This is a genomic window from Kitasatospora mediocidica KCTC 9733 (genome assembly GCF_000744225.1).
Taxonomy (GTDB): Bacteria; Actinomycetota; Actinomycetes; order Streptomycetales; family Streptomycetaceae; genus Kitasatospora; species Kitasatospora mediocidica.
Map to the genome: position 1 here is coordinate 2,165,159 of NZ_JQLN01000005.1, position 13,185 is coordinate 2,178,343.

The following is a 13,185-nucleotide window of genomic DNA, read 5'->3' on the forward strand; positions in this document are numbered from 1 at the left end:
TACGAAGAGAAGAAAGAGGCCTGATCGGCCAGCGATGCTGCCCGGACCGATCCGGCCTGTGTATCGACTCCAGGGCGAGGAATCGGCTTTGGTTGCTCCTGTTCGTGCCCTTCCTCGGAGTTCGCACTAGCGAACATCCAATTTGCAATGGCCAGCTGATCGGCCACCAGGGCGAGGAGATGATCAGTCCGAGACCACGATGCGGTCTCGACTCCATTGACCTCTTTGGAAAGCTCCGAATCTGCCGGGAGCCGTCGAATCAGGTTCATCATCCGACGGGTAGAAATCTCGCCCCTGTGATAGGCGTGAATATCAACTCCATAGACTCGGAGAAGATCGGCTTCTAGAGCCTCTGCGTGCTCAGATATCAGCTCGCAGAGGTCGAGTCTTCCCCCACGCCAGCGCCGGTCTCTTCTCGCCAGGCGGTCATAATCGCCTTGACGTCCTGAACGCTCAGCTTGTGAGCGAAGAGGCGTTCAGCGGCGCCGGCATCGCCGACAATTGCGCCGAGTACGCCCTTGAGATCAGACTCGTCGAGCGTCTTAATCGTGTCCAGCACGTCGACATCGAGTTCGGTCGGGAGGGAAAACTCCTCGCCATCAAGCGTGAAGTGGAAAGCGTCGCCGTGCGCTTCAAGGCGCTGAGCGCGGGCTGCATTGACATCAAAAACCATGGAGTATGTCCTCTCGGGAAGAGATCCGTCAGCCCGCTCTTCCAACGGGCTGACGGACGATTGGATAGCCTGTCATGCGTTAAGCTTCAGGGCATGAGTCAGGGAGTCAGGTTTGGGTCGTTGGAGTACCAGTAGGCAAGTGGAGTGACGCCATCGATTCCGAGCGCGTCATAAGTGATGCCCAGGTTCGCAGCCTTGTCCCGAGTCAGAGAGACGTCGGTAGTATCCGAGACCTGACCGCGGGGAATGATGATTCGAGTCGTGATCGCGCCGTTGTTGTCCGTCCACTCGATCCCAAGAGCCCGCTCGTAAGAAGTCAGAGTCTCGCTGATGGTGTAGAGGTAGCCAGAGGCGCCATTCGTGGCGACCACGCCACCGCCCGCCCACAGGGGCAGCGTAATGGCATTGATCTGCTGAAGCGTGAACTTGGCCGTGAAGGCCCGAGACTTCGGAACCATGCGAGCCGCAACGGTGGTTTGCCATGTATTGATGGAATCCCACGAGTCCTTCTTGCCGATCACCACTCCGGATTCGTCCGTGAAGCCGAGATCCTGCCAGGAAGCACTGGCGCTTGCCCAAGAGGCAACAACGTCAGTCGGGGCAGCGGTGCCAACCGGGGCCACGTACAGGTGACCCTGTCCCGCTACCCGAATCTGATTAGTAGTCTGACCACCAATGGCCATAAGAAACCCTCCTAAGCGGGATGGACTATGGCCGTGATCTGAATGAGGTACCGGCCAGCGTTTGGGTAATCTTGTTCATCGAGCCATTGCGGCCCGACGTCCTCTCTGCACTGCGAAATTGATGCACCCCATGGCGAGACATCAGCTCCGTTGAGCAGATCGACGTAGAGAAGTCGACGGACAATCGCAGTGAGATCCCATGCGGCCCCCTTGTCGGGGCCGAAGCAGTCGACATCAATTCGAGGATGGTCGAAACGCATGAGATAGTCGGCGGAACCGCCGAGCCGGACGACTCGCACGACTCGCTGACTGCCGTCATAGCTGTCGGGGACTCTCGTCCCGATCAGGACACCGTTCAGGGCAGACTGAGTAGCGAGCCACTGAGTAAGGACTTCCTCGATATCCGGAAGGACGTCAGCCATTGCGATAGACCTCTATCGCCTTACCGAGAGCCCTGTAGGCCGGCCTTTTGGCCGTCCCGAACTCAATCGAGAGGGCCGCCGGATCATTGGACGAGACCCGATAGAAGGGGCGACCCTTGCGCGACTTCATCAGCTCTCCCTTGATGGAGTCCTCGAAGGCGCCAGTATTGCGAAAGGCCGCAGCGTTAGCCTTAGCGGCGGCAAGGATTTCTTGTCCGATGGCTTCTACTTGATCGGAGACCGCAGGGCTTCGCCAGAGGTCCTGAAGCCACTCATCGCCGTTGTAGACGAATTCAGCCACCTGTCACCCCTCGAATCTCTTGATTCGGCACTCGATATGGTGGAGACCCCATCCGGGGCGGTACACGGGCGCCGGAATGCCAAAGACCTGATAGGTCGATCCATTGATGACCAGTCGATCAGTGCCTAGGATGTCCGTGCCGGGGGGCAGGAAGGCGTTCCCATCAGACTCTGTCTGATCCCGGTCCTTTCCGTCTTCCTGCATTTTCCGCTGGTTGGTGTCAAGCCAACCGACGACAGGGGTAGAGACCGGATGAGACCAATCTATGTTGCTGTTCCCGTATCGATCCTTAGTCGAGCCAGCGCGCTGAATGACCATCGGGATATTGAGGATCTGGTCTAGGCTCATCGCATCTCGATCGTTCTGTTACGCCGGCCGCGGTAAGGCCGGAGGATCGCTATGTCGGCAGCGGTCAGTTCGACCTGAGCTGTTGGGAAGTTATCGGCCATCCGATAGGAATAGCCCCCGATCGTCTCTGAGATCACGCCCGGAGAACCGGGCGCCATGATGACTCGAAGCACCATGCCTGCCGTGACACCAACGACGTCATCCGGGATAACCGAATAGCCATGCGTGTACGTGATCTGATACGAAATGTTGCGCCAAAACCAGTCGTTGTCAGCCCAGATCTCGGGCGCATTGACAATTGACGATGGCGGGCTCAGCGTGACGGTAGCTAGACCGTCCCACGTCCACACCGAATACGGGATGAGGCTCTTGCCGTCCGCGTTGACACGAGAAATCGAATCGATCGACGCTACCGGCCTCTGAGAGAGGATGAGCTGATTGTCCGTGGGGGACAAGATCTCTACTGACTGAGCCATGGTGAAGGACTGTCGAGTGTGCGAACGCACTCGGCTCGAAGCGTCGATAAGGAGCGTTACCGCTCTCGTCTGCTCGGCCGTAGTCATCGCCCGCGGCATGCGGGCCTCAACGTCCAAAACGGTAGCCAGAGGCGTCAGACTCATGCGTTTTCCACCGCCTGACACCATGCCGCTAGATCCTGATCCCGGATGGAGTCGAGTTCCTTGGAACGCTTCTCGGCTCGCTTAGATGCAGCGCGCCAGGAACGGCCATCAGACAGGCGCCGAAGGGCGCCCTCCCAGCCGTTCAGGTCATCGCGCGGAACAAAGGTCCCGGCTTCTCCCAGAGCCTCGGAGAGGCCGTTCGTGGGATTTGCGATTACCGGGATGCCGGAGGCCATAGCCTCAACAGCAACCCGTCCCCAAGACTCATAGATCGAGGGCATAAGCAGGACTCGCGTCCTGCCGTAGATCTCTCGCATTGAGTGCGGGTCGGTGTGCTTTACGATCTCGACATTGGGCAGATCTTCAATGATCTGGTCTCCGTGAGCACCGACAACGCCGAGAAATTCTGTCTCTGGCATTCGTCGTGCAAGCTCGTAGAGAACCTTCGCGCCCTTGTCCTCATTCAGATTGATCAGCGTGACCTTCGTGCCGGGCTTCGTCCGGTACTCGTCCGAGTAGATCGGAGGACGGACTACGAGAGAATCCGGCACGGGCTGATAGGCCTGAAGCTCCTCGCGGAGCCATTCGCTGTTGTAGACCTGATAGACGTCGGTCTCTCCGGACCATGACCGCGTGTTGTCGAAGTCGTTGTGATTGATAACAAAGCAGGGGATCTTCATCCAACGGGAGAGGATCACGGCTCGCGCCGTGTTCTCCAGGTGAGTTACTACCACTCCGACGCCCGGCATGAGATCCATCGGATCGTCCTTGTCCCGATAGGGATGGACTCGGATTCCATCGATCTCATAGCCGGCGTGCCGGTAGGATTCGTTCAGGGGCGGTCGTGACTCAAGGACATCGACCTCATGGCCTTTCTCCACCAGTGCCCTAAGCATGGTGTGCATCATGACTTCCGCACCGCCATTGTGGTGCGGAACGTACCAATGGACCATAGCTAGAATGCGCACTGATGGACCCCCTATCAGGTCAGGGCGGGAACCGAGGACATGACCGAGAAGGGGTAGTAGCTACCGCGCTTCGCGCCAAGCGGAGTAACCGGGTTCGCGGTTGCGAAGCCGAGACGCATAACGACCCGCATTGCAGCCGAGTCTTCCTGCATGAGGTTCAAGACGATGGCGCCGGTGTTGTCCTGGATAACACCATCGGTGTGCATCGTGACAGTGATGTCCTGACGAAGGCCGATGATCGCGTTGTTCCACTGACCGGCGATGAGCGAAGCCTTAGTGGCGTCAAAAGCGCCGTTCTTTGCCTCGCTGGTCGAGAACCCGTAAAGGTTTCCGCCCGGGGTGCCATCCGTGTTCGGCTGGTAAATCGGGAGACCCTGAGGAGAGCGGTAGCCGGCCAGAGTCCAGCCGAATCCGGGAGCGGTGACAAAGCCATCGATTCCGTAACCCTGCTTAACCAAACTGGCGCCCTGCTGAGTGATTGCAACTCCGAGATCCGGTCCATTAGCGCCCGTGGCGGTAGCCGGAGTGGCGACATTTCCGGCCGCGACTGCGGCCGTGTAAATGTCTGTGCTCCACGTGGTCGGACGATTCGCGCCAAAAAGACAGGCGGCATCGATCGCGATGCCCAGAGCCTCAACAATTCGAGGCTTAACCTCGCCCCAGATATCCACCTGAGCGTCATCAAGGTAAGCAAGCGGGATCGGAACGATAACCGCAAGCTCTTCGGCAACGAGCTGGACGTTCTTCCACTGCTGCTGAGTGGTGCTCTTGAGTGCGAAGTCCGCCCCGCCCGGCGTTCCGCCGGAGTTCAGGAAGTAGGCCTGAGGAAGAACACTCAGAACCGGCTGACGCTGAGTAAGCGCGCTCATGCGGGTCATCCGGGCGCGAGACAGAACGGCCGAAGCAGTCGGCAGTTCCTGGATAATCTCTGCGGACACCGGGGTGGGGACGAGGGCTTCGCCGCCGGCCGGAGTACCGGCGTTGCGGTAGACACCGGAACCATACTGGCCACCGGAGAACGGGTTAGTAGTCAAGGAAATTCCTCCCATGAAAAAAGCCCGATCTCCGGGCTGGGAGAAATCGGGCTAGGCATTAGTTGCGCAGCATGTTCGCGCGAATCCACGAATTCGGATCCTGAGCCGCGGCAGCACCGCGGTTTCCCTGACCGAGATCAGGAACAGGGGACTTGTCTCCGACGAACTTCAGAAGAGCATCGGCCTGAACAGTCAATGCCGCCTCGTCAGAGGCGGTCAGAAGCTCTACGGGCACACCCTTTGCAGCCGCCACCTTGTAGCGGGCAAGCTCTGCCTGAGCATTCTGAGCGCTTTCCTGAGCCGCCTGAGCGGCAGCTTCTGCCCTCTGCTGGTCTGAGAGCTGAGAAGCCTTGATTGAAGCGAGTTCGTCAGCAGCGGCCTTGTTCGCCTTTGCGGTGGACTCGTTCTGCCGGCTAAGCGCCTTCCACTTGTCCACATCGGCCTGAAGAGACTCGATAGTCGGAGTGGAAGCAGCGGCAGGAGCCGTGGCAGGAGTGCCGTCGGCGCCAGGAGTAACCTCAGTCATTGTCAGTCTCCCGTTTCGGGTCAGGCATCCGTTTCGGCTGCCGATGGAATGTCGGCAGGCCCTCGGAAGGACTGCCCTCGGACCGTCAAGACCGGCCCTAGTTCTCCGTGCTCTCGCACTTCGAGGATGTGATTCCCGTAGTACGGCGAGAACTTCCCGGAGACGTCTGAGGCTTGCGCCTCTTCGTGAAGGAATGCCTTGTCAATGCGCTGCCCCGGATCCTTTTCGGCCGTAATCGGGGAGACGCCACAAGTGCAGTTGTTGTGAATCGGCATCAGCTCTGCAATGTGGTATCGCTGTGTGGCGGCGATCTGGCAGAGCTGGCAGGACCGAGCGGAAGAGACAATCCGGCGATAGCCGACGACTCCAAGCTGCGGACCTGATTCAGAGAGCGCGATTCGCGAGGAGTGCGTTCGAGCCAACTGGAGATCGGTTGCGATCATCGACAGGGCCCGTTGTTCTCCGAGGCCTACGGCCTGAGAGAATTCGACGTCCTGCGAGAGCTGATACCAGATCTCTTTGAAAGGTCGCTCATACTCGATCTCTGGAGTAACCCCATTTCGGAGTGCAGCACCCGTCACCTTTTCGGCAGGGATGCCAAGTGGCTGGACTCGACGTCCGGCCATCTCAGAGAGGATCTGAGCGATATAAAGATCCGTCAGCGTGGCTATGGTCTGCTGACTTGCTGCCATGAGTGGGACGATCTGGTCGAGCCATGCGGCTAGTCCGTCGTCTGAGTAGTCGGGGAGTCCGAGCCAGACGGCCTGAGCCGTCTGCGTGGTCCTGGTCCTGACTGCCGCTACTGCGGCACTGGCTCTGACAGCAAGAGCAGTAGTCACTTACCGGCCGGCTGAACCGGCGGTGTCTGTCCCGGCAGAGCCGGGGAGGGAGCGCCAGGAGCAGTGAGCGCCATCGTGCTGGCGCCCGGGGCCGAGCCGGGATCAACGCCGAGAGGGCTGTTGAGGGACGCCAGAAGGGCATCCTTCATCCGCTCTGTCTCCATGCGGTCAATCTCAGAAGGCGTGAAACCGAGAAGCGCCATGCGCTCTCTGAACGGGACGCCGGAGGCTTCCCACTTCACGGCAGCGTCTGCAAGCTCTGCGAGCGTGTGTCTTTCGGGATCGGCCCAGACAATCACGCTGTCCTGACCGATCGAGGAGCCGACATAGGCGCCGGCCATCCGAATGACCCTCTCCCAGCACTCACCAAATTCAACGGCCCTGTCCTTGACCTTCGAGGTCAGTCCAGACTCAGCCGCGGCAAGCGCGTCACCTGAAACATTGGCGATGTCCGCGAGTAGATAGTGAGGGGGCGTGCGGCTGATGGCCGCAATGTCTCGGATGTCCGCGGAGCAAGCCGAAAGAATCGGCTTGAGATCGGTTGCCTGAAAATCGCCAAACTCGGCAGCCTCATCCGGAACTATCCAGAGGAGATCGGCGCCAGGATCGAAAGGACGCTCAGGATTCCCGTTCTCGTCTTCGACCTCAACGCCCTTCACCCATCTCTGCCGGTAGGCTTGCATAGCCTGAGTGACGAGACGATCGAGGACGGTCGTATTGATCCTGTCCTGGATATCGGTAACGTCCTCGAACTCACCCATGCCCATCGGGGAGCGAAAGCGCCGATTGATAAACGGGACGATGGGGACTTCACCGAGTGGGTTCCGTGCCGCGGGTCTATCCGGATCAATCTCCCACGCCGTTGCCTGCCATTCGGCGTTGGTCTGTCCGGCCTTGACGGCTCGAAAGTAGTAGATCACCCGTGGCGTATAGACAATCGCTAGCTGACGGCCCTCGATCGAGTCGACCCAAGTCTTCATGCCGGCCAACAGCCTCCGCGGTCGGACCGGGTCCGACTCGTGAATGACGCTGAACGGATCCTCCGGAGTGATCAGGGGAGTCGTTGCGTCATCTGGATTTGGACCGACAATCACGTAGGAACGCCCGAGGGCTCCAGCCTTGTGATGAACGATGCCGCAATCGGCATCGAGACTGTTCGCCTGCCAGATTCGCCATGCGTCTTTGTCGGTCTCCTGTGTACCGGCCGTGCCGGTACGAAAACCAGTAACCCTAAGACGCTCTCTTACGGCCTCTGCGATGAGGCCCGTGTAGTTGCTTCGGGACATCCTCTGAAGCCGATGATAGGTCTCCCGCATCTTCCTGTTGCCCGTTGGCAAGGGATGCTTTCCCTCGTCATACTGAGACAGCGTCTCCAGGCGCCCGAGATCGGCTGCGAGTGTGTTTCCGAGGCGCAGGAGCCACCAACCGGGGGAATTCGGAGTGTTGGCGTCGTTGAGCACTCATGACCCCCTTAGAATCGGTAGAGCTTCCTGGACTTCTTTTTGACCTCGGTCACGCCGGCTGCGATAGCATCGGCGCGTGCCTTGAAGGCAAGAGTTGCAGCGATAGCGGCGTCGATCTTCTTTGGCGAAGACGGATGTTCTTTGGCGATCGTCACTCCAGCGCGGCCTACTCGGCGACGCGCATTGAGCATGTGGCGCGTTAGCGCGAAGGATCCGTCATGAGTCATTTCGCGATCGATGATCGCGTTATGGATGATCTCCAGGGCGCGGACAGTCAGTGAGGCGCGACCACCTGTCATCCACCACTCAACAAGGTGATTGGCCGAGGCCTTGACCTGGAGGCGTGGACCGTACTTCGCCTCCCACGTATTGACGTGACCTTCCCATTTTGCAGGGTCGGCATAGAAGCCGACCACAGAATACCGATCGAAGGCATCGTCCACGGCGGCAAGAACCTCGATGATCGGGACTTCCCAGCCTTCTCCGTCAGGCCCTTCGGGCTGTTCCCACACGGCAATCTGGAAGAGGTGTCCATCACTCACGCGGCAACCGATAAGTGCCGTTGCGTCGGTAACGCCGCGGGTTCGCTTGCGGGATCCGTCGAACCCGAGAGTCACGACGTCTCCGGGCTCAGCCGGCCGATCGAGATCTTGACATGCAAGCCATTCAGGCTGAGACAGCCATGAGTCGGTTGCATGGGTGATCATGTTGAAGTAGAACCGGTCAGAGTCTTGCGGATCCGTAGCCGGATCCCAGATCTCTGAAATGATCCGCTCGAAGTTGATCCATACGGCATCGCCGTAGACGTGCCGCAGAGCGGCAAGGATGGACTTCTCGTCCGTCTTGTCGACTTCGAAGGGCGGCTCTACGTGATCGTAGAGAAGGCCGCTATCGCGAACCTTCCTCTCTCGGATCTTCTGAGCGAACTCGGCTGACTTCTCGGCCACCGAATCTTCGCCAGGAACGAAGGCATTGGTCGTCTCGATGGATCGACCATTCATCTTCGCCAGATTTCGGCGAAGGACATCTGAGAGTCGATGACCGCCGTTGACAGCGTTCCAAAGGTGAGTCTCGTCTAGGACAGCGAAAGTCGTTCGCTGCCCCTCGCGTGACGTGCTGCTAGCCGTGACTGGGATGAGCTTCCCCGTCGCACTGAAGGTGCGAGTCAGGCCGATATCAAGGCTCGGATAGTTCTCAAGGGCGGGGCCCTTAAGCATCTCCTGGACGAGATCGTAAGTGTTGCCCGTCTGGTCCTCGGAGACTGCCGCTAGTTGGACTAGCGGGGACGCCTGAGGCCGTCCTATCGGCTCACCGGAGAAGGCGTCACGGCCTTCGTAGACAACGGGTCCTAGAAGCTCCGCGCAGCAGATAGCCGCAAGCATGGGGCTCTTTCCCCAGCCCTTCGGGCGGGAGATCACTCCGCGGCGATAGGTGAACTTCCCGGCGCCATCGACGGCATAGAAGTGAGTGATGAAGGCCGCTTGCTCATCGGTGAAGATGAAGGGGTCGCCCTGGTGGTCTCCGTCTGGTTGGACGAGATTATCTCGACACCAGTCGAGAACTCGATATCCAAGGGTCTGATCAGGGGGAAGCGGCCTTAGCTTCTCATTCACTACGCTGGGACTGGTCGTGCCAGCCCTGATGAAGGTTGACCTGAGAGCTAGGAACCAGGGCGCCGCAGGCTGGGCAACAACGCATCGCAGGGGGCTGAGGAGCAACTTCCGACCACTTGTCTACCCAGGCTTGAGACTGCTTCGGCTTCATTGCTCACCCCCGGCCGCGTAGCGGCCTCGGTAGTCTGCAAGTCGAGAGACGTCAGGAGAGATAGCCGGAGACTCAGTCTCAACGGCCGACTCCTCGGGATCGATCTCAATCTTCAGGCGAAGCCTGTCCTCTGGAGTCGCGCCGAACTTAGCGACTCGAAGACGAAGCTCTGAGGCGACCGAACGATCGCCATTCCAGAACTCGGCATGAAGGACGGCAGTCTCCAAGAGGAAATCCCAGTCAGCTGAAGTGAACTGCTGAGCCATGGCGCTTTGGCGCCAGTGCAGCCACCATGCCTTCGTTTGGTCAGGCCAGGAGAGGCCGACGGCCGCACCGTCGATTCGGACCGAGTAACCGGACCGCGGTAGCGGGGAGCCCCTGAGGACTCCATCCGAGACGAGGGAAGTAGTCGATCCCGTCGCGTTGCGACGTCTGCGCTTGTCTGCCGGCTTGGGAGCCGGCCCTCTGCCGGGCATGTTGACTACCTCCCTTCGGGGTCATTCCTTGTCGAACGCGCGATGCGCGTCGTAGATCAGCTCATCGCCCCACGATTGATGAGTCCTCGATGCCCGTCGGCTCCAGGCCGACGCGATGTGTCGAACCTCAGCCGCGGAAGCGGCCTGATCGAGGGCCGAGCAAAGCTCTTCCAGGGTCCGGATCTGTCTGTCAGGCATCGCGAAGCGCTGCTGAGGACTTGAAGGTATCGGGGACGAATCCGTATCGAGGATCGAGGATCTGGCCGAGATAGGCGCCAAACGCAGTTAGAAACTCCTCGTATCCTCGCCATACGGGCGCGTGCCGATCGAAGGACACAACGGGAACCTCCGACGGGCCGTAGGCCGTCTGAACAGCTGAGATGCGTTCCTGTGGCTTCACGTCGAAACGCTCCTTCCGGCCGTGAACGGCCTAGATCATCATTTCGGCCAGTCCCGTACATCCTTCTAGCCGCAGGTTCGTCCCGATGAAAATCCCAGGCCATAGGGGTCTACCCCCCCATAGTCGAAGGCCATCAGATGATCCGGCATTCGAATCCGAGGAAGGGTTGGGAGTCGGATCCAAAGCCGGCCGGATGGTCGGCCGGAAGCCGATCAGATCAATCCGGGATGGCGAGGCGCCTTGCGCCACATGGATTCGCGCTTCCGCGCGGTATTGCCCTCCGCAGAAGACTTCCGGGAGTGATGCCACGCGCAAAGCGCTCGTAGATTGGCGGGCTCGTGAGAGCCGCCATTGATGATGTGGTCGACGTCAGTAGCTCGCTTTGGGCAGCGAGCATTCGTCTCTTGCATCATCCATGTGCACTGATGTCCATCCCTGGCAAGCACAGCTTGCCGAATGGATGACCAGTTGCTAGGTAGCTGACTGCGTCGATTACTGCCTTGCCATTGAGAGCCCATATATGAACCCCCTATGTGGAAGGCTTGCATTAGGTGGCCTAGTAGGATTCGAACCTACGACTAACCGGAATCTTTCCGTCGCTCTGGCCATACTGAGCTATAGGCCACTTGTGACATCGAGAAGCTACTATCGTGGCACTCTGGAAAGTGGCGACTCAGCTTGCTTGTCGGAAGCATGGATTCCAGGTGGAGCGAAACACGTACCCATCCATGACCTATCTCGATATCCCATAACCGCCCCACAAGGGCGGGTGATTAATTCGATCCGTCTAGGACGGATGAAAAACGAAGCCGGCACAGAACTTTTCTCCGCTACCGATGAACTTCGTGAAGATTGAAATTCCGGTCACCAGGAATCAGGACGGGAGCACATCCAAGGACTCAACCAGTGACCGGAAAACCGTGAAGCGCTCTCGCGCGATTGAAGTAGTTATCTAGTAGCGATTCCCCTTGAGGGGAATCGCTTGATATCTGATATCAATTCAGCCGAAGACCTTTGAAGGTCTTCGGCATTATCAATACTGATAATTACTAATGACGGGCGCGCGAGGCGCCTGAGCGATGCTCTCACCCTGGTTATGGGTGTCCATCCGTCCCTGAGCGGACATCGGTCCGCGTAACGGTTTGGTCACGTGCCCTGACCTGCACTGATGGCGTCTCACGCTTAACGCTTGACAGGCAATCGCAGAGCTGCCAAGCTTAACGCATGACAGAACGCGATCGACAAGCAAGACTTTCCACCGACGACGCTATGGCGGCCTTGCGCTCTGCCATACGGGCAGAGGCTGCTCAGGAGTTGCTGGCACTTATGGACTGCACAAAAAGACCGGTTCATGCTGGGCTCTGGCTCGCTGCGACAACTCTCGATCCGTCAGTCAATAACTTTGACTAGGCTTCTCATCAAGACGAACGGCCGGAACTCATTTGGGAGTGAACATGCCCGAAGACGTTGATTGGGAACGTCGGTGCTTGATCCACGGCGAGAAGTGCGACGGAAACCCGAAGCAGCCTCACATGTTCCCGATCAAGAAAAAGTAAGCCGAAACGGCCTTTGGGCCGTCCATCAGGAATGGTCTCCTGATGCTGATGAGGCAGACCCCTCGATGACTGGAGTCATCATGTCGCAGGCTCTCCAATTTCGCGCTCAGATCATCCGCGGCGCTGTGCCGCGTGGAGTCGTCCACTACGGCTGTGACTGCAACCTGAAGATCTCCGGAGTCGGGGAGTTCCCGCGGTACGCCGCGGCTCTGGTGGCCGCTGCTGCGGCCGGCAATCAAGTCCAAGCCTGCCAGAAGTCTGATCCCATCAAGGTGCCGGAGAACTGGCTTTACATGGCCATGCACGCCCGTAGTGAGATGGCTCGCGCCTATTGGCGCAAGAAGTGCGAAATCATCGAGACGGAGAGCTGAGATGGCGAAGACGATTCATCTCTTCCCGTTCAATCTTCCGGCCGTCTCTGAACTGTCGGAAGAGCAGATGGACGGACGGGAGTGCGTCTACTGCAACGGCTACTCGGCGGCCGGCATGAGGCCGGTCGGTCGGCTCTTCGGGATCCTGATCTTCGCTCATCCTGACTGCGCAGAAGCGCATCGATGGGAGGACGAGTGAAGCGGAGTATTCACGCAAAGTGCCACGCTCACAGTAGGTCCCACACCGGACGCCTACTGATCTGTGGTAAGTCTTGGGGTCACAAGAGCGCTGAGCACTATGATCCTGACTCTTCCTGTGGGCAAGGTCGGGAGTCATCGAATCCATAAGGCTGCCAGTCGTCAGTCCTGAGGTCTAGGCTCTCCCCACTCGACACAAGGGGAGAGCCATGTCCTTCGGAGACTTCGTCAGTGATCAGCTACTCAGGAGCGACGGCCAGAAGCTAGGCATACGTGTCCGCCTGAGGGCTGACACGGTGTCTGTGGGCCGCTTCCGCGGCCGGCTGACTGGCTCTCATGCCTCAGTCTCTATCAGTGCCCCACGGGGCACCTTGGCAAGATCTGCGCTTCAGCGCGGCTGGCAGAAGGCTGGCCAGATCAACATCACGATCGTCACGCCCGATGGCGTGGAGCTAGTTTCGTCCGTCAAGGACGAGAAGCGCGCCCGTGCATGGATCGCGCGGTTCAACACACGATCAGGAGTGCACTTGAAGGAGTAGACGT

Annotated in this window: 16 protein-coding genes, 1 tRNA gene and 1 other RNA gene; 4 read left to right on the forward strand and 14 right to left on the reverse strand. The window is 59.1% G+C overall.

Annotated features, from left to right (window positions below):
- Positions 1-367: 367 nt before the first annotated feature.
- From BS80_RS23655 to BS80_RS23705, 14 genes are all read right to left on the reverse strand, one after another.
- On the reverse strand, positions 368-673 hold the full coding sequence (locus tag BS80_RS23655; protein ID WP_035800375.1) for a hypothetical protein: 306 nt from the start codon (positions 671-673) through the stop codon (positions 368-370).
- A gap of 98 nt (positions 674-771) precedes the next feature.
- Complete coding sequence (locus tag BS80_RS23660) at positions 772-1,356, reverse strand: phage tail tube protein (protein WP_063772038.1); 585 nt, start codon at positions 1,354-1,356, stop codon at positions 772-774.
- An 11-nt stretch (positions 1,357-1,367) separates the two neighbouring features.
- Entirely contained in the window at positions 1,368-1,778 is a 411-nt protein-coding gene (locus BS80_RS41040) for a phage tail termination protein (RefSeq protein WP_157536536.1), read from the reverse strand.
- Positions 1,771-2,079: a DUF5403 family protein gene (locus BS80_RS41045; RefSeq protein ID WP_157536537.1), complete on the reverse strand. Its 309-nt coding sequence runs from the start codon at positions 2,077-2,079 to the stop codon at positions 1,771-1,773. Before BS80_RS41045 ends, BS80_RS41040 begins: the two co-directional genes overlap by 8 nt.
- 344 nt (positions 2,080-2,423) lie before the next feature.
- Positions 2,424-2,903 carry a hypothetical protein gene (locus tag BS80_RS23665; protein ID WP_157536538.1) on the reverse strand — a complete coding sequence of 160 codons (480 nt, stop codon included), beginning with the start codon at positions 2,901-2,903 and terminating at the stop codon, positions 2,424-2,426.
- A 140-nt stretch (positions 2,904-3,043) separates the two neighbouring features.
- Entirely contained in the window at positions 3,044-4,000 is a 957-nt protein-coding gene (locus BS80_RS23670) for a glycosyltransferase family 4 protein (RefSeq protein ID WP_063772039.1), read from the reverse strand.
- A gap of 29 nt (positions 4,001-4,029) precedes the next feature.
- A complete protein-coding gene (locus tag BS80_RS23675; protein WP_035800381.1) occupies positions 4,030-5,049 on the reverse strand; it encodes a phage major capsid protein in 1,020 nt (339 codons plus the stop codon).
- Positions 5,050-5,107: 58 nt separating this feature from the next.
- On the reverse strand, positions 5,108-5,575 hold the full coding sequence (locus BS80_RS41050) for a hypothetical protein (protein WP_157536539.1): 468 nt from the start codon (positions 5,573-5,575) through the stop codon (positions 5,108-5,110).
- 20 nt (positions 5,576-5,595) lie between these two features.
- On the reverse strand, positions 5,596-6,267 hold the full coding sequence (locus tag BS80_RS41055) for a hypothetical protein (protein ID WP_157536540.1): 672 nt from the start codon (positions 6,265-6,267) through the stop codon (positions 5,596-5,598).
- A 143-nt stretch (positions 6,268-6,410) separates the two neighbouring features.
- On the reverse strand, positions 6,411-7,874 hold the full coding sequence (locus tag BS80_RS38020; RefSeq protein WP_083975122.1) for a phage portal protein: 1,464 nt from the start codon (positions 7,872-7,874) through the stop codon (positions 6,411-6,413).
- 11 nt (positions 7,875-7,885) lie between these two features.
- On the reverse strand, positions 7,886-9,490 hold the full coding sequence (locus tag BS80_RS23690; protein ID WP_035800387.1) for a hypothetical protein: 1,605 nt from the start codon (positions 9,488-9,490) through the stop codon (positions 7,886-7,888).
- A 147-nt stretch (positions 9,491-9,637) separates the two neighbouring features.
- On the reverse strand, positions 9,638-10,117 hold the full coding sequence (locus BS80_RS44275) for a phage terminase small subunit (RefSeq protein WP_456298579.1): 480 nt from the start codon (positions 10,115-10,117) through the stop codon (positions 9,638-9,640).
- 190 nt (positions 10,118-10,307) lie between these two features.
- A complete protein-coding gene (locus tag BS80_RS41060; protein ID WP_157536541.1) occupies positions 10,308-10,517 on the reverse strand; it encodes a hypothetical protein in 210 nt (69 codons plus the stop codon).
- Between the two features lie 551 nt (positions 10,518-11,068).
- Positions 11,069-11,142 (reverse strand) — tRNA-Ser (locus tag BS80_RS23705).
- A 930-nt stretch (positions 11,143-12,072) separates the two neighbouring features.
- On the opposite strand from BS80_RS23705, the gene BS80_RS38665 reads away from it, so the two are divergent.
- The 4 genes from BS80_RS38665 (at position 12,073) to BS80_RS41065 (ending at position 13,181) form a co-directional block, all read left to right on the forward strand.
- Positions 12,073-12,136, forward strand: an RNA gene (locus BS80_RS38665) — hammerhead ribozyme type II.
- 17 nt (positions 12,137-12,153) lie between these two features.
- Positions 12,154-12,444, forward strand: a complete 291-nt coding sequence (locus BS80_RS23710) for a hypothetical protein (RefSeq protein ID WP_157536542.1) — start codon at positions 12,154-12,156, stop codon at positions 12,442-12,444.
- Between the two features lies 1 nt (position 12,445).
- Entirely contained in the window at positions 12,446-12,643 is a 198-nt protein-coding gene (locus BS80_RS23715) for a hypothetical protein (protein WP_035800397.1), read from the forward strand.
- A 208-nt stretch (positions 12,644-12,851) separates the two neighbouring features.
- Complete coding sequence (locus BS80_RS41065) at positions 12,852-13,181, forward strand: hypothetical protein (protein ID WP_157536543.1); 330 nt, start codon at positions 12,852-12,854, stop codon at positions 13,179-13,181.
- Positions 13,182-13,185 lie beyond the last annotated feature (4 nt).